The organism is Pseudomonas sp. TH15, from assembly GCF_016651105.1.
Taxonomy (GTDB): domain Bacteria; phylum Pseudomonadota; class Gammaproteobacteria; order Pseudomonadales; family Pseudomonadaceae; genus Aquipseudomonas.
This window is the reverse complement of sequence record NZ_JAEKEL010000001.1, coordinates 871,012-889,683: the sequence shown is the minus strand read 5'-3', so window position 1 is coordinate 889,683 and position 18,672 is coordinate 871,012. Positions and strand designations below refer to the sequence as shown.

The window sequence follows — 18,672 nt, the reverse complement described above, 5'->3', positions numbered from 1 at the left end:
CCACACCTCTTTCCTGAAGTCCCCCATTTTGAAACATCTGCCGACTACCCAGGTCCATTGCACCTGCTAGGCTCCTCCCCAGGCCTTCCTCGACAGACTCTTGCCAATGCTCGCGCGCCTGCTGTTTTTCTGTGGTCTTTTCATGGCCTCCACCTCGGCTGTGGCCATGACCATTTACAAATCCACCGATGCCAATGGCGTGGTCTCCTACAGCGACCAACCCACGAAAGGCTCTCAGGTATTCGTCTTTCGGGACCGGATGGTCGAGCACCTTGAGCGTCAGGTGTACCTCGACATCAAGAAGCAGAAGGGCGTGGATGTGGTGTTTGTGCGCAACGACTTGTATGCGCCGGTGGAGGTCGAGCTGAGCTTTGCCGGGTTGAGTAACGTCAAGGGGGCGCCGAGCCAGCCGATACGCCGGGTTTTGCCGGCGCGCAGTAACTCGCGGCTGGCGCTGCTGACGGCGATTACCGGCGGCAAGCCGCTGGTGTATACCCCGAGCTTCCAATACTCCATGGGCGACCCTTCAGGCGCCGCTCAGAGCTATCGTTATCCCTTCCCGTGGCTCGGTGGTCCGTTTCGCTTGAGCCAGGGCGCCAATGGCCAATACAGCCACTTTGGCGCCAAGAACCGCTACGCCTTGGACATCGCCATGCCTGAAGGCACGCCGATCATTGCGGCGCGAGCCGGCATGGTGGTGAAAACCGAGAATGACCAGAACGGCCGTGGCAATGATCCGTCAGGTAATTTCGTACGGGTGTTGCACGATGACGGGACCATGGGCGTGTACCTGCACCTCAAGCAAGGCTCGGTGAGCGTGCGCGAAGGTCAGCGGGTGGTGGTCGGCAGTGCGTTGGCGCTATCGGGCAACACCGGCAACAGCAGCGGGCCGCACCTGCATTTTGTGGTGCAGCGCAATACCGGTTTGGGGTTGGTGTCGATACCGTACCAGTTCAATCAACCGGTAGGCGCGTTGCCCAACTTTGCGTTGGGCAAGCAGTGAGCGCGAGGTAGATAAATTGTGGCGAGGGGGCTTGCTGTGGCGAGGGGGCTTGCCCCCGTTGGATGGCGAAGCCGTCCCAAAGCCTATGAATGCGGTGTGTCAGGATCTATGCGGCTGCGGGGTTTGGGGCCGCTTCGCAGCCCAGCGGGAGCAAGCTCCCTCGCCACAAGAGCCCGCCCGCCAACGGTGTTGCAATCAATCCAGCATCAACACCTTGGCCAAAATGATCTTCGGTCCTTTCATCTTCTTGATGATGATCCGCAGCCCTTCGACTTCCAGCACTTCTTCCTCTTCCGGCACCCGTTTCAGGGTTTCGTAGACCAGCCCGGCGAGGGTTTCGGCTTCGATGTGGTCCAGGTCGATGCCCAGCAGGCGTTCAACCTTGAACAGCGGCGTATCGCCGCGTACCAGCAGCTTACCCGGCTGATACGCGAGGATCCCGCGTTCGGCCTTGCGGTGTTCGTCCTGAATGTCGCCCACCAACACTTCCAGCACGTCTTCCATGGTCAGGTAGCCGATGATGTTGCCGTCGGCTTCTTCGACCACTGCGAAGTGCGAGCCGCCCTTGCGGAACTGTTCCAGCAATTGCGACAGCGGCATGTGCCGCGAAATGCGTTCCAGCGGGCGGGTCAGCTCCGCCAGGTTGAACGACTCGGGAATGTGGTCCAGAGCGGCCAATTCCAGCAGTAGATCCTTGATGTGCAGCAGGCCGACGAACTCCTGGCGGTCGCTGTCGTACACCGGGTAACGGCTGAACTTGTGGCGACGGAACAGCGCGAGGATTTCCTTGAGCGGCGCGTTGAACTCCAGCGTCACCAGGTCTTCCCGGGAGTTGGCCCAGTCCACCACTTCCAGTTCGCCCATTTCCACGGCCGACGCCAAAACACGCATGCCTTGGTCGCTCGGGTCCTGGCCACGGCTGGAGTGCAGGATCAGTTTCAGTTCTTCACGGCTGTAATGGTGCTCGTGATGCGGGCCGGGTTCACCCTGGCCGGCGATTCGCAGGATCGTGTTGGCGCTGGCATTTAGCAGGTAAATGGCCGGGTACATCGCCCAGTAGAACAGGTACAGCGGCACGGCGGTCCAGAGCGACAGCAGCTCCGGTTTGCGAATGGCCCACGACTTGGGCGCCAGCTCACCGACCACGATGTGCAGGTACGAAATGACGAAGAACGCGGCAAAGAACGACACGCCTTTGATCACTTCCGGCGATTGCACGCCGACGGCACCGAGCATCGGTTCGAGGATGTGTGCGAAAGCCGGCTCGCCGACCCAACCCAGGCCCAGGGAGGCGAGGGTGATACCCAACTGGCAGGCCGAGAGGTACGCATCGAGCTGACTGTGCACGGTGCGCAGGATGTGTCCGCGCCAGCCGTTTTTTTCAGCGATGGACTCGACCCGGGTCGAGCGCAGTTTGACCATGGCAAATTCCGCCGCAACGAAAAATCCGTTGAGCAAAACCAGGATCAGAGCAAAAAGAATCATGCCGAAATCGGCGAAGAGTGTCGCGAGGGTCAAGCCAGGGGATGGGTCCATGATGGAGTTTTGCGGTTTCCGTGTATTCAAATAAGGGGGAAATGCGGTGCCTGAAGGGCAGGCACAAGACAGCCAATGTAGCGGCTGACATGTGGATTGACTAGTGGCGAGTGCTGGCCGGTACTAGTCGGCCGCGCTGATAACCCGGGTTTTGGTCACCTGGGCCGGCGCGAAATGGCAGGTAAAGGTGCTGCCATGCCCCGGCACGCTGCTGATTTCCATCCGCGCACGATGGCGCAGCAGTACGTGTTTGACGATCGCCAGCCCAAGGCCGGTGCCCCCGGTGTTGGAGTTGCGGCTGGAATCGACGCGGTAGAAGCGCTCGGTCAGGCGCGGCAGGTGTTTGCTGTCGATGCCGATCCCGGAATCCTGCACGCTCAGGTGCGCGCCTTGTTCATCGCCCCACCAGCGAATGCGGATATTGCCTTCGGCCGGGGTGTATTTCACCGCGTTGAACACCAGGTTGGAGAACGCACTGCGCAATTCGGCTTCGCTGCCCTTGAGCAGGATCGTCGGGTCGGCTTCCAGGGTGATGCGCTGATTCTTTTGCGCGGACAACTGTTGAGCATCGCTCTTGATCGATTTCAGCAAGCCGTCGATGGGCACCGGCTGGTTGTCCGACGGGTAATCGGTGGCTTCCAGTTTGGCCAGTAGCAGCAGGTCGTTGAGCAAGGTCTGCATGCGCCCACCTTGCTGTTGCATCTGCTGCAAGGCGCGGGTCCAGCGCGGGTTCACGTCCTCGACGTTGTCGAGCAGGGTTTCCAGATAGCCGCAGATCACCGTCAGCGGCGTGCGCAGCTCGTGGGAAACGTTGGCGATGAAGTCTTTGCGCATCTGCTCCAACTGATGGATGCGCGTGACGTCGCGTACCAGCATTAAGTGTTCGTTGTTGCCGTAGCGAGTGATGTACAGCTGAATGCGTAGGCGATCATTAATCGGCGAAGGGATTTCCAGCGGCTCGGCGTAGCTGTCCTGCTCGAAGTATTCCTTGAAGCGCGGATGGCGCACCAGGTTGGTCACCGGTTGGCCGCTGTCTTGCGGAGTCTTGAGGCCGAGCAGGGTCTCGGCGGCGCGGTTCCACCATTCCAGGTTGCCGTCGCTGTCGAGCATGATCACCGCGTCTTTGAGCGCGGCGGTGGACTCCTGGACCCGGTCGATCACCGCTTGCAGGCGCCCGCGCACTCGTTGGTCGCGGCGTTGCAGGTGATAAATGCTGTCGAACACTTCGCCCCACAAGCCATAGCCATCGGGCGGTGCTTCATCGGGTTTATGTAGGCGCAGCCATTCGTGCAGGCGCGATAGCTGCTTGAGCGTCCAGGCCAGGTAAAGACCCAGGCCCGCCGCGAGGCTCCAGCCGTAGTAGCCGGTAATCAAGCCGATCACCAGGCAGGCGGTGACCAGCAACAGCATGTGGCGAATCAGGGTGCCATGCCAGTTTTGGTTCACGGAAACATGCGTCCTTGTCAGCGAGCCGGGCGGTCAGCTCAGGCCTTGGTGGAAAACCGGTAGCCGGTGCCGCGCACGGTTTGTACCAGATTTTCGTAGGCATCGCCGAGGGCTTTGCGCAGGCGCCGGATGTGCACGTCGACGGTGCGCTCTTCAACATAGACATTGCCGCCCCAGACCTGATCCAGCAACTGGCCACGGGTGTAGGCGCGTTCCTGGTGAGTCATGAAGAATTGCAGCAAACGGTATTCGGTCGGGCCCATCTCGGCGGGTTTGCCGTCGATGGTCACGCGGTGGCTGATCGGGTCCAGCAGCAGGCCGCCGACTTCGATTGGCGCTTCGCCATCGGTCGGGCCGGCGCGGCGCAGCACGGCTTTGAGGCGCGCCACCAGCTCACGGGGGGAAAACGGTTTGGTGATGTAGTCGTCAGCGCCGACTTCCAGGCCCTGGATCTTGTTGTCCTCTTCACCCTTGGCGGTGAGCATGATGATCGGGATGTCCCCGGTCAGCTCATCGCGCTTGAGGCGTCGGGCCAGCTCAATGCCGGAGGTGCCGGGCAGCATCCAGTCGAGCAGGATCAGGTCCGGCTTGCGGTCGACGATGATGGCGTGGGCCTGTTGGGAGTTCTCAGCCTCCAGGCAGTCATAGCCGGCCATTTCCAACGCAACGGCGATCATTTCGCGAATGGGCGCTTCGTCGTCGACGATCAGAATGCTCCTGCCAACCATGCCTTAATCCTCTTGTCATTTAACTGTCTTGCGCCGCATTAGATAACGGAATTATTGCAGTCGTGTGACAGTATTTTAGTCGCTCTGCGATTGTCATGAACCTGGGCTAAGCTCTAATTCCGAATCCTGACAACCACAAGAGAAGGTTTCCATGACTCAATACACGTTCTCCTTCAAGGCCCTGATGTTGGCCGCTGCCCTGGCTTTGCCGTCAATGGCGTTCGCTGCCGACCCGGTGATGATGAAAGACGGGATGATGACCGATCATAAAGGCATGACGGTTTATACGTTCGACAAGGACATGGGCGGCAAATCGATGTGCAACGGTGATTGTATGAAGATGTGGCCACCAATGATGGCCCCTGCAGACGCCAAGGCCGAAGGCAAATTCGCGCCGATCAAGCGCGATGACGGCATGATGCAGTGGGCTTATGACGGCAAACCGCTGTACACCTTCATGAAGGATAAAAAGCCGGGTGACAAGATGGGCGAAGGCTTCAAAGATATGTGGCACATGCCGAAGCATTGATCTGTGTACATTGATTTGAACTGCTAAAAAGATCGCAGCCTCCGGCAGCGCCTACATTGAAATACGATCCTATGTAGGCGCTGCCGAAGGCTGCGATCTTTTTCGAGCGTCAACGCAACGCGTAATCCAGCACAATCCCGACGAAAATCGCCAGCCCGGCCCAGTGGTTGTGCAAAAACGCCTTGAAGCAGCGCATCCGATCCTTGCCGCGGGTGTACCAGAACTCCCAGGCAAAACAGCCCGCCGCCGCCAGCAAACCGAGGTGGAACCAGCCACCGAGCTGGAATTTCGACCCGGCCAGCAACAGGCAACCCAGCGCCAGACCCTGCAACGTCAGAATGATCGCCCGGTCCGCGTCGCCAAACAGAATCGCCGTCGACTTCACCCCGATCTTCAAATCGTCATCGCGGTCGGTCATCGCGTAATACGTGTCGTAACCCACGGTCCACAGCAGATTGGCAATCCATAGCAACCATGCCGCCGCCGGCAATTCACCGGTCTCGGCGGTGAACGCCATCGGCATGCCCCAGGAAAACGCCGCGCCTAGAACCACTTGCGGATAATAGGTGTAGCGCTTCATAAAGGGGTAGCTGAGAGCCAGCGCCAAGCCACCCAGTGACAGCCAGACGGTCGGTGCGTTTGTGCAAAGCACCAGCAGAAAACTCACGCCCATCAACACCGCAAAAAAAATCAGGGCCTCTTTGGAGCTGATCTTGCCGCTCACCAGTGGCCGCTGTTCGGTGCGTTTCACGTAGCCGTCGACTTTGCGATCCGCCCAGTCATTGATCACACAGCCGCCGGCGCGGGTCAGCACCACGCCGAGGACGAAAATCACGATGTTGGCCAATGATGGCGAGCCCTTGCCGGCAATCCACAGCGCCCAAAGGGTCGGCCACAGCAGCAGGTAAATACCGATCGGTTTGTCCATGCGGGTCAACTGAATGAAGTCCCAGGCGCGCGGGTTCAGGCGATTCAGGGACTTGAGCAGGCTCTGGTACATCAGCAGTTCTCCGGATGGGCGCGGGTGGCGAGCCACAAGGTCGGCAGGAAAATCTCGGCCACCAGCACGCTCAGCGCACCGCGGTCGAAACGCGAGCGCCGGCCCCACAGTTCAGGGGCCCGGACCTCTGCGGGCAGCCATTCTTGAGGATAGTGACAAACCTCAATCGCCCGGCGCTGAAACGCCTGGTCGCAAAACAGCAATTCGCCCAATGAGCGACTGCCCAATTCGTCCATGTGCAAGCCGTCACCTTGCAATGCGCTGCGCGATGCAACGCTGCGGGCGAACACCCACGCCTCGCCATGACCCCGCAAATACACCTCGCGCACCCAGCCTTCGCTGCCTTCGGCCAGCTCCAGCGCCGCACATTCGTCGGCGCGCAGCGCTTGCCAGCCCTCGAACAACGGCGTGACGCTGAAGCCGTCATTCGATAAACGGATCAGGCGCCGTGTCAGGGAGCCTTCGTCGAACAGCCAGTCGAGGGTAGACGCGTCGGGGCGGGGCGCCAATTGGCTTTGCAGCAGCCATGGCGCGGGCGGGCAGGGAGATTTTGAGTGCGGCACAGTGAGTCATTATTGGCAGCAAATGAGGCCGTGAGCTTACCATGTCAGCCTGCGATTTTGATTGAACCGGGCCGCCGTTGCGCCGAACACGCTTGCATCTGCCGGGCTCGATCAGTACAAAACGCCCCTGAGCCGGACGGCAGCGCTGTACCCATCGACCGTTCGTGCCGGCAAAAGCCTGAATCCTGAGGAAGTAACTGAATGAAAAAGTGGCAATGTGTGGTCTGCGGCCTGATCTATAACGAAGCTGACGGCTGGCCGGATGACGGCATTGCGCCGGGGACTCTGTGGCAGGACGTGCCGGCAGATTGGCTGTGCCCGGACTGCGGCGTGGGCAAGATGGATTTCGAAATGATCGAAATCAACTAAGACAAAAAGAGGAGTAAGGAATGAACGCACCTGTCGTGATCGTCGGTACCGGCCTGGCGGGCTACAACCTGGCCCGGGAGTTTCGCAAACTCGATGGCGAAACTCCGCTGCTGCTGATTACCGCAGATGATGGACGCTCCTACTCCAAGCCGATGCTCTCCACCGGCTTCGGTAAAAACAAAGACGCCGACGGCCTGAGCATGGCCGAACCGGGCGCCATGGCCGAGCAGTTGAAAGCCGAAGTGCGCACCCACACGCGCATCAGCGGCATTGACCCGGGCCACAAACGCCTGTGGATCGGCGAGGAAGCCGTGCCCTACCGCGACCTTATTCTCGCCTGGGGCGCGGAAACCGTGCGCGTGCCAATCGAAGGCGACGCTGCTGACGCGGTGTTCCCAATCAATGATCTGGAAGACTACGCACGCTTTCGTGCGGCCGCGGCCGGCAAACGTCGGGTGTTGCTGCTGGGGGCCGGCCTGATTGGTTGCGAGTTCGCCAACGACCTGATCCTCGGCGGTTACGAAGTGCAGCTGGTGGCGCCGTGCGAACAGGTCATGCCGACCCTGCTGCACCCGGCGGCAGCCGCTGCGGTCCAGGCCGGGCTGGAAAGCCTCGGCGCGCGTTTCCACCTCGGGCCAGTGCTTAATCGCCTGCAACGGGTGGCTGAGGGGCTGGAAGCGCACCTGTCCGACGGCCAGGTCATCCCGTGCGATGTGGTGGTCTCGGCTATCGGCCTGCGTCCGCGCATCGATCTGGCGGCCGCGGCTGGCGTGCAGGTCAATCGCGGTGTGGTGGTCGATCGTCACCTCAAGACTTCCCACGCCAATATCTACGCCCTGGGCGACTGCGCCGAGGTCGATGGGCTGAATCTGTTGTACGTGATGCCCCTGATGAGCTGTGCGAGAGCGCTGGCCCAAACGTTGGCCGGCAACCCGACCGCCGTCAGCTACGGCCCGATGCCGATCACCGTGAAAACCCCGGTCTGCCCGTTGGTAGTTTCGCCACCACCACGGGGCGCTGAGGGCGTCTGGACCGTTGAAGGGCAGGGCGCCGACATCAAGGTGCTATGCCGTGATGGTGCGGGCAAATTGCTCGGTTATGCCCTGACAGGCGCGGCGGTGATGGAAAAACTCGCTTTGAACAAAGAGCTTCCGGCCCTGCTGGCGTAAATACCGGTCGTTCTGTCGGAATCACCCCGCTTTTGCCCCTACAAACGTCGCGCCGAGACTGGCGCGGCTCTTCGGTGCGTGCCATCCTCACTCCCGTCTGCCGCAGAGTAGAGCACCTGCGGCGCCTTGGGCGCTGTTCCAACGAGAACAGCACGGACATAACAACAAAAAACCGTCAAAGGGGCTTCACTAATGCGTAAACCAGAACTCGCCGCTGCAATCGCTGAAAAAGCAGATCTCACCAAAGAGCAGGCCAACCGCGTTCTCAACGCTGTTCTCGAAGAAATTACCGGCGCTCTGCACCGCAAGGACAGCGTCACGCTGGTGGGCTTCGGTACCTTCCTGCAACGTCACCGCGGTGCCCGCACCGGCAAAAACCCGCAAACCGGTGAGCCCGTTAAAATCAAGGCCAGCAACACCGTTGCGTTCAAGCCAGGCAAGTCGTTGAAAGACAGCGTTAATCCATAATTGCGGCGAACTCCCTGAATAACGGGGAGAACCGTATTGAAAAATGGGCCTGCCGATTAAGTCGGAGGCCCATTTTTTATGGGCGTCGTTTGCTCTCTATATAAAGCACACCCGGGACGGGTTAATACACTCTGGAAACAAAGTGAATGGCCGTAGTTGTCCTCGCCTTCGTTTTGTGAATTCGCCTTTATATAAAATGCCATCAGAACGATGGCACTTTTTTAATTGGCTGTTGTCGCTCGTCGCTTTGTTCATTGATGAGTGCAACCTTTCAGACATTTCCTACATTTATCATTTTTTATTCTTGTCATGCTTTGCACCTGCTTCAAGGGCTGAAGCTCCAAGGGTTATGCCGGACTTCAGGAGCCGCTCTAGGTCAATGGTTACGGGGCAGGGCGCTGGCAGATGAAATATTAAACAGAGAGCAAGGGATCCCCTGACAGATATAGGGATATCTCCTACGCAAAACAGAGAACAGTTCGTCTTGTTGTTTAATCGGATGCTTGCTAGTGGCCATCATCGTGAGTACGATGCGCCCACTTGAAAGAGCACGAACTCAATTGGATGAGACTCATCACAGCTCTTTGATACTGTCCGCCGCTGTTGGAACACCAATTGGCGTGTGACTGTAATCCTAATTAAAGGTCATGGATGTCCTACTCAAGCAAACTTTCCGCCCATTACCTTGAACTCGCAAAAGCCTCTGTTTCCAAAGAGAATTTCGCGGGCGAGGATGTTCGCTTTTCGAGCGAATATGAGGCCCTGGAAAGCGAGCTCGCCAAAGCCCAATCGATGCATGAAGCCGGTCAGATCGACTGGCTGAAAATCCGTGAAAACAGTGAAAATCTGCTGCGTACCCAGTCCAAGGATTTGCGGGTTGGCGCCTGGCTGACATGGGCGTTGTACCAGCGCGAGTCCTTCCAGGGGCTGCTGGCGGGCCTCGGTTTGCTGCACCACTTGTCGGAAAATCACTGGGCCGAAGTTCACCCGAACAAGGCTCGCACCCGCTCCGCTGCCATCAGTTGGTTGGTGCCGCGTCTTGAGCAGGTGCTGACTGAAAACGTCGCGATCAAAGAGCAGTTACCGCTGTTCCGGCAGTTGGTGGAGCACCTTGAAGGTCTCGATGCCGCTTGCACCGAACACCTGGGCGACGACGCGCCGTTGCTGCTGCCGATCTCCCGTCGCCTGAAAACCATGATCCAGCGTGCGGCCGACAACCAGCCGGCCCCTGGCGTCGTCGGTGCGGCGGTGGCGCAGGTCAAGCAGGCGGCGACGCAGTTGTTCACCCCCGGCGCGCCGATCGACAACGAGAAAGAAGCCCACAAGGCCCTGCGCGCCCAGCAGGAAAGTGCCCGCCCGTTGTGCGCCTGGTGGCTCAAGCAGAAAGCCACCGACCTGCGCGCCCTGCGCCTCAACCGCACGCTGCTGTGGTTGCCCATCGACGCGGTGCCCGAGCGCAACGCCGAGCAGATCACCGTTTTACGCGGGTTGCCGGCGGACAAGCTCAAGGCCTATCAGGACCGTTACGACCAGGCCAAGTACGCGGACTTGCTGGTGGAACTGGAGGCGAGCCTGGCGAAGGCGCCGTTCTGGTTCGATGGCCAGCGAATGGTCTGGGAATGTCTCCAGGGCCTGAATGCCGAGATGGCAATGCGCGAAGTGGAAATCCACTTCGCGCTTTTGATTCAGCGCCTGCCTGGCATCATCGAATTGCGTTTCCATGACGGCGCGCCGTTTGCCGACCCGGCCACCCGCGCCTGGGTCAGCGCCAACGTCATGCCGCACCTGCAAAGCGCCAGTGCGCCGCGCAAGGTTGAAGTCGCCGACAACCAGCCGGCCTGGGAAGTGGCCCTGGAAGAAGTCCTGCCGATTTTGCGCAAGGACGGCCTCAAGGCCGCCGTGCAGATCCTCAAGCAGGGCCTGCAAGCCGCCCAAGGCGGGCGGGCGCGATTTTTCTGGCAGTTCGCCCTGGCGCGGCTGTGCTTCATGGCCAAGAAGTACGAACTGGCCAGGACCCAACTCGAAACCCTCGACCAAACATTACAGGACTCAGGCCTGAACGCCTGGGAGCCCGATCTTGCGCTGGAAGTGCTGCATTTGCTGCATAGCTGCTGCGAGTTGTTACCGCAGAACCATGCAGTGCGTGAACGCAAGGAAGAGATTTATCGCAGGCTGTGCCACCTCGATCTCGAAGTGGTACTCGAATAGGCCCCAGGGCCACAACCGCAAGGAGAAAAGCCATGGCCAAAGAAGGCTCGGTAGCCCCCAAGGAACGCATCAACGTCACCTTCAAACCTGCCACCGGTGGTGCACAGGAAGAGATCGAACTGCCGTTGAAACTACTGGCAATCGGTGACTACACCCACCGCAAGGACGAACGCAAAGTCGAAGATCGCAAGCCGATCAGCATCGACAAAATGACGTTTGACGAAGTGCTGGCCAAGCAAGAGCTGAGCCTGACGCTGAGCGTGCCGAACCGTCTTCAGGAAGAAGGCAGCACTGAAGAGCTGGGCGTGCAATTGCGCGTCAACTCGATGAAGGACTTCAACCCGGCCAGCCTGGTTGAGCAAGTGCCTGAGCTGAAAAAACTGATGGAACTGCGCGACGCGCTGGTGGCCCTCAAAGGCCCGCTGGGTAACGCGCCTGCGTTCCGCAAAGCCATCGAAGGCGTTCTCGCCGACGACGAATCCCGCGGTCGCGTACTGGGTGAGCTGGGCTTGAACGCCGCAGCCCAGGACGCCTGAGTCCTCTATCAGCCAAGGAAGCCAACACAATGAGCACTAGCGCAGCACAGCAAAAGAGCAAAGAGAGCGGCGAATACAGCATTCTCGACAGCATCATCGCCGAAACCCGCCTGACGCCGGACGACGAAGCCTACGACATCGCCAAACGCGGTGTGTCGGCGTTCATCGAAGAGCTGCTCAAGCCGCAGAACAACGGTGAGCCGGTCAAGAAGGCCATGGTCGACCGCATGATCGCCGAGATCGATGCCAAGCTCAGCCGTCAGATGGACGAAATCCTGCACCACCCGGACTTCCAGTCGCTGGAATCGTCGTGGCGTGGCCTGCAGTTGCTGGTCGATCGCACCAACTTCCGTGAAAACATCAAGATCGAAATCCTCAACGTCTCGAAAGAAGACCTGCTGGACGATTTCGAAGATTCGCCGGAAGTGATGCAGGCTGGCCTGTACAAGCACATCTACACCGCTGAATACGGTCAGTTCGGTGGTCAGCCGGTTGGCGCGATCATCGCTAACTACTACATGTCCCCAAGCTCGCCGGACGTGAAGCTGATGCAGTACGTGTCCAGCGTAGCCTGCATGTCCCACGCACCGTTCATTGCAGCTGCCGGCCCGAAATTTTTCGGCCTGGAAAGCTTCACCGGCCTGCCGGACCTGAAGGATCTGAAAGATCACTTCGAAGGCCCGCAATTCGCTAAATGGCAGAGCTTCCGTGAGTCGGAAGACTCCCGTTACGTTGGCCTGACCGTGCCGCGTTTCTTGCTGCGTAACCCGTACGACCCGGAAGAAAACCCGGTCAAATCGTTCGTGTACAAAGAAACCGTCGCCAACAGCCACGAGCACTACCTGTGGGGCAACACCGCCTACGCGTTCGGCACCAAGCTGACCGACAGCTTCGCCAAATTCCGCTGGTGCCCGAACATCATCGGCCCGCAAAGCGGTGGCGCGGTTGAAGACCTGCCGTTGCACCACTTCGAAAGCATGGGCGAAATCGAAACCAAGATTCCTACCGAGGTTCTGGTTTCCGACCGTCGTGAATACGAATTGGCCGAGGAAGGCTTCATCTCCCTGACCATGCGTAAAGGCTCCGACAACGCGGCGTTCTTCTCCGCAAGCTCGGTGCAGAAGCCGAAGTTCTTCGGCATCAGCGCAGAAGGCAAGGCAGCAGAGCTGAACTACAAGCTCGGCACCCAACTGCCGTACATGATGATCGTCAACCGCCTGGCTCACTACTTGAAAGTGCTGCAGCGCGAGCAACTCGGTTCGTGGAAAGAACGTACCGACCTCGAGCTGGAACTCAACAAGTGGATCCGCCAGTACGTGGCCGACCAGGAAAACCCAAGCGCCGAAGTCCGTGGCCGTCGTCCACTGCGCGCTGCCCAAATCATCGTCAGCGATGTTGAAGGCGAGCCTGGCTGGTACCGCGTGAGCCTGAACGTGCGTCCGCACTTCAAGTACATGGGTGCCGATTTCACCCTGTCGCTGGTTGGCAAGCTGGACAAAGAGTAAGCGGAGCTAATTCATGACTGGATACGGCAGCCTTTTCGAACGCCTGGGTGGCGACGCGGACAAACGCGTCGGCTGGAGCCGCGAGGTCTCCGCCATGGCGTCCGTGGCTGCCCATCTGGCCAAGATGCTCAGCACCCGTGCGGGCAGCGTGCAAACGCTGTCCGATTACGGGCTACCCGATCTCAATGACATGCGTCTGAGCCTGCACGACTCCCTGAGTCAGGCCCGTCTGGCCATCGAAAATTTTATCGAAGCCTACGAGCCGCGCCTGAGCAACGTGCGTGTCATTTCCCTGCCGCGTGATCACGATCAGCTTCGCCTGTCCTTCAGCATCGAAGGCCTGCTGGAAGTTGAGGGGGTCAAGCGTCAGGTCAGTTTCGCCGCGCGCCTGGATGGCAGCGGTCAAGTCAAGGTCAACTAAGACCATGCGAGGGAGCGCCGTACACCGGAGCCCGTTCGCAACGTTGGGGCGTAGCGCTGTGCTTTTTTCGCCCTAGCGGCCGCTGCGCTGATCGCTGCTGCCTGTTACGTGAAAGCGACGGCGGCACGCCTGGCTCAAGAGTTCACCACGGATGAACGCTGGTATTGGCTGGGTACCCGAGCGGTCTACCCGACAGTGACAGGTTACGAGGGCTGGAATATTCCAGCGTGTGGCCAGCCATGAACATGCGTAAGTGTGCGAAGACGGTAGGCGTCTTCCTGGCCGTGACGCTGTTGCTGCCAGTGCTCATAGTGATCAACGAATTGACGCGTGCCCCGTCCCTGGTGACCTTCAGTCCTTCCGGCGATTACCGATTCGAGGTGGTACCCGCCAGTTGGATGATCGGTGCCTCCGGCATGCTCTATCTCAGACTGATTGACCTGAAAGAGCCCGGCCACACTTACCGTACGCCGCTGATGATCCGTGAGTCGCTGTATATGCGCGGCTATGAGGACAAGGAAGTCGTCGGCGTGTCGTGGATTGATTTCAACAAGGCTGATCGAACATTCACGTGGTCGCTTCCAAGCTGGAAAGAGCATTGGGCCAACAGCGTGATCAGCAATACCCCTTATAAAGTGATAGAAAACTGATGGGTACCCGACTCATTGGATTGGCCGTGCATGCGCTGGCCTGCGTGATTTATATCGTCCTGAATGGCTATGCCGTGCCGGCCTACAAACAGCTGGTCGGTGGACTGACCTCGCGTGGCGTAGCCATTGGCATGGCGATGTACCTGATTTTCTATTTTTTCGTTTCTCTCAATCTGATTCTGGTCTTCATTCAGCGCCAGGCCATTCAGTTCGGTCTGGTAATTTTCATGATGCTGACGATCCTGTTTTACCTGCTGCCGCAATATCCCATCCGGGGTTTGGCGTACTGCGCGCTCACGGGTGGCTTGACGGTTGGCGCGATCCTGCTGAGCAACGCCATAAACTCGGTGTACACCCGCTGGCGCCGGCAGGCGGGCGCGCAACCGCTGACGATTCACCCGCGTCGCGCGACATCGCGACTGCTGCTGGTGACCGCGCTGATCGGTGTGTGCATATGTACCGTTTTGCTTGGGTTGAAGATTTTCGGTGGTGTAACGGCAGAGCCCATCACCCGACACTCGAACGATTCGGGCGAGTGCTATCTCGTCACCTACGCGCCCGGCTATCACAAGCTGGGATTGCTCGGGAGTGTGTTCGAGTTGTTCGCCAGTGAGTATTTTTTCCGCGTGTACACCGCTGACGGCGCGCTGCTCGAATCGTCCGAATGGAATTTTCGGGTGACTGAAGTTTTCGGTGGGCCCCCGGAGTTCAGAGGCTCGACAGTGCTGTATCCCGGCACGCAAGGTTACGAAGACTGGTGGGTGCCGAAATGCGCCTGATCACTTTGCTCGTCCTCCCCAAGCAGCCTCTTTTTTACGGGCTGACGGCGCTGCTGTCGTTGGTTGCGATCGAAATGGCCGGCGCTTACTACTCATCGTTGCCTGTCGCATGAACCTGCCGGCCCGCCTGATCTGCTGCCTGTTGATCCACAGTGTTTTCTGTGTGGGTTACACGTTGCTGAACAATTTTGCCGCCGACTGGTACATCGCGACCTACGGCGGTTTGACCTCGCGTGGGGTGAACATTCGCCTGACCAGCAAATTCCTCTACGAGTTTTTCCTGGTGTTCAACTGGCTGTTGGCGATGATCCTGGTTCTGCGCGTGAAGCTGGTGTTGTGGGCGATCTGGGTAGCGCTGGTGCTGTTGTGGATGCTGCCGGATCACCCGCTGCGGGCGCTGCTGTATGGCGTCGGTCAAGGGACTTTCACCCTGGCGGCGATCCTGCTCTGCACCGGGCTGGACCGCTGGTACACGCGCAGATCCAACGCTGGAAAGAACCCGGCACATGGGCAAGAACCGGCCAGCGTGACTGTCTCGGGGGCCGAGCATGCTTAGTCGCGCGCAACTGAATTTCTTCATGGCGGCCTTGTGGATGCCATTGCTGTTGATGCTGGCGTTTTCATCCTATGGCCTGTGGATTGGCGACTACTCGACACTCGAATCGCCCGAGACCCATTGGGTGTATCTGCTGTGGTTCGGTATGCCCGGGCTGCTGTTGTTTGCGCTGTGGGTATCGCGGTCGGCGAAGAGTCGAAACGAGCAACAAGCGCTGCGAATGGTGTGGTGGGCGCCGGTCAGGTTCATCCCGTTCTACGCCGTGCCGTGGATGCTTTATGGCTTGTGCAGCCTGATCGCCGGCCCATTCGATGACGCTTTCATGGCCTACAGCTGGTTCTTGCTGGTGCCATACCTCCTGATCGCCGGTTATGTCTGTGCCGGCGTGACAGTCGCGCTCTACAGGACAGTTTTTTCATGAGATTTCATACCAGGCAGGTAACCCGTGTCCTTTAACCACTACTACCAAAGCGAACTCACCGCACTTCGCCAGTTAGGTCGTCGATTCGCCGAGCGTAGCCCGGCGTTGGCGCCTTTCCTGGGTCAGGCCGGGCGGGATCCGGACGTGGAGCGGTTGCTTGAGGGCTTCGCTTTCCTGACCGGGCGCCTGCGCCAGAAGCTTGATGACGAGCTGCCGGAGCTCAGCCATTCGCTGATGCACCTGCTGTGGCCCAACTACATGCGGCCGCTGCCGGCGTTCAGCATTTTGCAGTTTGACCCGCTGAAACGTTCGGGTCCTGCGCTGATGGTTGAGCGTGATACCCCTATCGAAAGCGTGCCGATCGAAGACGTGCGTTGCCGCTTCCGCACCTGCTACCCGACCGAAGTGTTGCCACTGGATCTGGCCGCGCTGAATTACTCGGTGAAGGGCGACGGTTCGTTGTTGAGCTTGCGTCTGGAGATGAGTGCTGACGGTCACCTCGGCGAACTGGAGCTGAGCCGCTTGCGCCTGCACTTCGCCGGCGAGCGCTACATCAGCCAGATGCTTTACCTGAGCCTGCTGCGCAACCTGGAAGGGATCGAACTGATCCCGCTGGACGGTGCCGGCAAGCCCATCTACGGCGCCAACGGCACGCCGATGGCATTCAAGATGCCGGGCGACCGCGTGCAGCCGGTGGGTTTTGCCGAAGAAGAAGCGTTGATCCCGTATCCGCTGAACACCTTCCGCGGCTATCGCTACCTGCAAGAGTATTTCGCCTTCCAGGACAAATTTCTGTTCGTCGATATCAACGGTCTGGACCTGCTCAAGGCGCTACCGGAAGACACCCTCAAGCAAGTGCGCGGTCTGGAGTTGCGCTTCGATATTCGTAAAAGCGGCATCCAGCGCCTGCGTCCGACCCTGGACAACGTGAAGCTGTATTGCACGCCGATCGTCAACCTGTTCAAGCACGACGCGTTGCCGATTCGTCTCGACGGCAAGCAAGACGAATACCTGTTGTTGCCGGCCGAATTCGACCTGGAAAACTGTGGCGTGTTCTCCGTGGAAACCGTTACCGGCTGGAAGCCCGGTGGCCTCGGTTATCAGGAGTACGTGCCGTTCGAATCCTTCGAGCACGACCCGAGTTTCGACGTGCCCAACAGCCGTCCGCACTACAGCATTCGCCAGCGTTCATCCTCGTTGCACGACGGCCTCGACACGTATCTGAGCTTCGGCATCCGCCACACCGAAGCCCACGAAACCCTGTCGATCGAGCTGATGTGCACCAACCAGAACCTGCCGCGCAAGCTCAAGCTCGGCGACATCAGCCAGGCCTGCGAAGAGACGCCGGAGTTCCTGAGTTTCCGCAATATCACCCCGGCGACCTCGAGTTTTGCGCCGCCGCTGAACCGTGACTTCCTCTGGAAGCTGATCAGCAACATGTCGCTTAACTATCTGTCCCTGGCCGACGTCAATGCGTTGAAGGTGATTCTCGAAACCTACGACCTGCCGCGCTACTACGACCAACACGCTGAAAAAGTCAGCAAACGCCTGCTGGGCGGGCTCAAGTCGATCAAGCACCAACACGTCGATCGACTGCACCGAGGGCTGCCGGTACGCGGGTTGCGCACCGAGCTGACCATCGACCCGGAAGGGTATATCGGCGAGGGCGACCTGTTCGTTTTCGCTTCTGTTCTTAACGAGTTTTTCGCGCTTTACGCCAGTCTCAATTCGTACCACGAGCTGCGGGTAAAAAGCACACAGGGAGAGGTGTACCAATGGACACCACGTATGGGCCTTCAGCCGCTGCTTTAAGCGGGCTGACCCGAGGAATACGCGAGTACTCGCTGTTTCAGGCCGTGCTGCTGGTGGTTGACCGGCTGCGCGAGGCCCACCCGCACCTGAGCCAAGACGATTTGTACGACCAGCTGGAATTCCAGGCCAACCCGAGCCTGGGTTTCCCTGGCAGTGACGTTGATCGCGTGGAGTTTTTCACCGAGCACGGCCACCTGCGCGCGCGCCTGCGTTTCAACCTGATTGGCCTGGTCGGCTCGGGCTCGCCGCTGCCGGCGTTCTACGGCGAACAAGCCCTGGGCGACAGCGAAGACGGCAACCCGACCCGCAACTTCCTCGACCTGTTTCACCATCGCCTGCAACGGCTGATGCTGCCGATCTGGCAGAAGTACCGCTACCGCGCGAGCTTCCAGAGCGGCGCCCTCGACCCGTTTTCCTCGCAGCTGTTTGCGCTGATCGGCCTGGGTGGTGAAGAGATCCGCCGTGCTCAGGAACTGAACTGGAAACGCTTGTTGCCGTACCTCGGCTTGCTCAGCTTGCGGGCGCACTCGGCAGCGCTGATCGAAGCGGTGCTGCGTTACTACTTCAAACACGCCGAACTGACCATCGAGCAGTGCATCGAGCGTCGCGTGGAAATTCTCGAGGAGCAGCGCAATCGCCTCGGTCGCGCCAACAGCATGCTCGGCGAAGACCTGGTGATGGGCGAACACGTTCGCGACCGCAGCGGCAAGTTCCGGATTCACATCCGCGAGCTTGACTGGTTGCGCTTTCACGAATTCCTGCCGATCGGTTTCGGCTACCAGCCGCTGTGCGCGCTGGTGCGGTTCACCCTGCGTGACCCGCTCGATTACGACATTCGCCTGGTCCTGCGCCAGGAAGAAATCCGCGAACTGCGAATCGGTGAGCAGAACGCCTGTCGCCTGGGGTGGACCAGTTGGCTCGGCCGCGAAAAAGCGGACGGCGTGGTGACCCTCGGCAGCAAAATTCATTAAGG

General features: G+C 59.4%; 21 protein-coding genes. 16 read left to right on the top strand and 5 right to left on the bottom strand.

The window, feature by feature from the left end; translation table 11 throughout:
* The first annotated feature begins 106 nt into the window (after positions 1 to 106).
* On the top strand, positions 107 to 1,003 hold the full coding sequence (locus tag JFT87_RS04160) for a peptidoglycan DD-metalloendopeptidase family protein (RefSeq protein WP_201199080.1): 897 nt from the start codon (positions 107 to 109) through the stop codon (positions 1,001 to 1,003).
* Between the two features lie 195 nt (positions 1,004 to 1,198).
* On the opposite strand, the gene JFT87_RS04155 is transcribed toward JFT87_RS04160, so the two are convergent.
* The 3 genes from JFT87_RS04155 to phoB all read right to left on the bottom strand — a co-directional run bounded on the left by JFT87_RS04155 (position 1,199) and on the right by phoB (position 4,713).
* On the bottom strand, positions 1,199 to 2,539 hold the full coding sequence (locus JFT87_RS04155) for a hemolysin family protein (RefSeq protein WP_201199079.1): 1,341 nt from the start codon (positions 2,537 to 2,539) through the stop codon (positions 1,199 to 1,201).
* 123 nt (positions 2,540 to 2,662) lie between these two features.
* Entirely contained in the window at positions 2,663 to 3,949 is a 1,287-nt protein-coding gene (gene phoR, locus JFT87_RS04150) for a phosphate regulon sensor histidine kinase PhoR (protein WP_207200056.1), read from the bottom strand.
* Positions 3,950 to 4,023: 74 nt separating this feature from the next.
* Positions 4,024 to 4,713, bottom strand: coding sequence for a phosphate regulon transcriptional regulator PhoB (gene phoB, locus JFT87_RS04145; protein WP_007896474.1), 690 nt, complete (start codon positions 4,711 to 4,713; stop codon positions 4,024 to 4,026).
* A gap of 151 nt (positions 4,714 to 4,864) precedes the next feature.
* Here phoB and JFT87_RS04140 point away from each other — a divergent pair, with 151 nt between their 5' ends.
* On the top strand, positions 4,865 to 5,242 hold the full coding sequence (locus tag JFT87_RS04140; protein WP_201199077.1) for a COG4315 family predicted lipoprotein: 378 nt from the start codon (positions 4,865 to 4,867) through the stop codon (positions 5,240 to 5,242).
* 109 nt (positions 5,243 to 5,351) lie between these two features.
* Here the strand turns inward: JFT87_RS04140 and ubiA are convergent, their stop codons facing one another.
* Positions 5,352 to 6,242 carry a 4-hydroxybenzoate octaprenyltransferase gene (gene ubiA, locus JFT87_RS04135; RefSeq protein ID WP_201199076.1) on the bottom strand — a complete coding sequence of 297 codons (891 nt, stop codon included), beginning with the start codon at positions 6,240 to 6,242 and terminating at the stop codon, positions 5,352 to 5,354.
* Complete coding sequence (locus tag JFT87_RS04130) at positions 6,242 to 6,805, bottom strand: chorismate lyase (protein ID WP_201199075.1); 564 nt, start codon at positions 6,803 to 6,805, stop codon at positions 6,242 to 6,244. Before JFT87_RS04130 ends, ubiA begins: the two co-directional genes overlap by 1 nt.
* Before the next feature lie 201 nt (positions 6,806 to 7,006).
* Here JFT87_RS04130 and JFT87_RS04125 point away from each other — a divergent pair, with 201 nt between their 5' ends.
* From JFT87_RS04125 to tssG, 14 genes are all read left to right on the top strand, one after another.
* A complete protein-coding gene (locus JFT87_RS04125; protein WP_103398534.1) occupies positions 7,007 to 7,174 on the top strand; it encodes a rubredoxin in 168 nt (55 codons plus the stop codon).
* 20 nt (positions 7,175 to 7,194) lie between these two features.
* Complete coding sequence (locus JFT87_RS04120) at positions 7,195 to 8,343, top strand: NAD(P)/FAD-dependent oxidoreductase (protein ID WP_201199073.1); 1,149 nt, start codon at positions 7,195 to 7,197, stop codon at positions 8,341 to 8,343.
* 192 nt (positions 8,344 to 8,535) lie between these two features.
* Entirely contained in the window at positions 8,536 to 8,811 is a 276-nt protein-coding gene (locus JFT87_RS04115) for an HU family DNA-binding protein (RefSeq protein ID WP_003213368.1), read from the top strand.
* 651 nt (positions 8,812 to 9,462) lie between these two features.
* Complete coding sequence (gene tssA / locus JFT87_RS04110) at positions 9,463 to 11,019, top strand: type VI secretion system protein TssA (protein WP_201199071.1); 1,557 nt, start codon at positions 9,463 to 9,465, stop codon at positions 11,017 to 11,019.
* Between the two features lie 32 nt (positions 11,020 to 11,051).
* Entirely contained in the window at positions 11,052 to 11,555 is a 504-nt protein-coding gene (gene tssB, locus JFT87_RS04105) for a type VI secretion system contractile sheath small subunit (RefSeq protein WP_201199063.1), read from the top strand.
* Positions 11,556 to 11,584: 29 nt separating this feature from the next.
* Entirely contained in the window at positions 11,585 to 13,060 is a 1,476-nt protein-coding gene (gene tssC, locus JFT87_RS04100; RefSeq protein WP_201199057.1) for a type VI secretion system contractile sheath large subunit, read from the top strand.
* A 13-nt stretch (positions 13,061 to 13,073) separates the two neighbouring features.
* Positions 13,074 to 13,481: a type VI secretion system baseplate subunit TssE gene (gene tssE, locus JFT87_RS04095; RefSeq protein ID WP_201199052.1), complete on the top strand. Its 408-nt coding sequence runs from the start codon at positions 13,074 to 13,076 to the stop codon at positions 13,479 to 13,481.
* 239 nt (positions 13,482 to 13,720) lie between these two features.
* On the top strand, positions 13,721 to 14,131 hold the full coding sequence (locus JFT87_RS04090) for a hypothetical protein (RefSeq protein WP_201199049.1): 411 nt from the start codon (positions 13,721 to 13,723) through the stop codon (positions 14,129 to 14,131).
* Positions 14,131 to 14,910, top strand: a complete 780-nt coding sequence (locus JFT87_RS28290) for a hypothetical protein (RefSeq protein WP_242487236.1) — start codon at positions 14,131 to 14,133, stop codon at positions 14,908 to 14,910. Before JFT87_RS04090 ends, JFT87_RS28290 begins: the two co-directional genes overlap by 1 nt.
* Positions 14,901 to 15,023 carry a hypothetical protein gene (locus tag JFT87_RS28600; RefSeq protein ID WP_274610058.1) on the top strand — a complete coding sequence of 41 codons (123 nt, stop codon included), beginning with the start codon at positions 14,901 to 14,903 and terminating at the stop codon, positions 15,021 to 15,023. Before JFT87_RS28290 ends, JFT87_RS28600 begins: the two co-directional genes overlap by 10 nt.
* A complete protein-coding gene (locus JFT87_RS04080; protein WP_201199048.1) occupies positions 15,020 to 15,466 on the top strand; it encodes a hypothetical protein in 447 nt (148 codons plus the stop codon). The genes JFT87_RS28600 and JFT87_RS04080 overlap by 4 nt, the downstream gene beginning before the upstream one ends.
* Positions 15,459 to 15,887: a hypothetical protein gene (locus JFT87_RS04075; protein WP_201199047.1), complete on the top strand. Its 429-nt coding sequence runs from the start codon at positions 15,459 to 15,461 to the stop codon at positions 15,885 to 15,887. Before JFT87_RS04080 ends, JFT87_RS04075 begins: the two co-directional genes overlap by 8 nt.
* A gap of 24 nt (positions 15,888 to 15,911) precedes the next feature.
* Positions 15,912 to 17,699, top strand: a complete 1,788-nt coding sequence (gene tssF / locus JFT87_RS04070; RefSeq protein ID WP_201199046.1) for a type VI secretion system baseplate subunit TssF — start codon at positions 15,912 to 15,914, stop codon at positions 17,697 to 17,699.
* The gene (gene tssG / locus JFT87_RS04065; protein ID WP_201199038.1) at positions 17,663 to 18,670 is read left to right on the top strand and encodes a type VI secretion system baseplate subunit TssG; all 1,008 of its coding nucleotides are present in this window, start codon (positions 17,663 to 17,665) and stop codon (positions 18,668 to 18,670) included. Before tssF ends, tssG begins: the two co-directional genes overlap by 37 nt.
* Positions 18,671 to 18,672 lie beyond the last annotated feature (2 nt).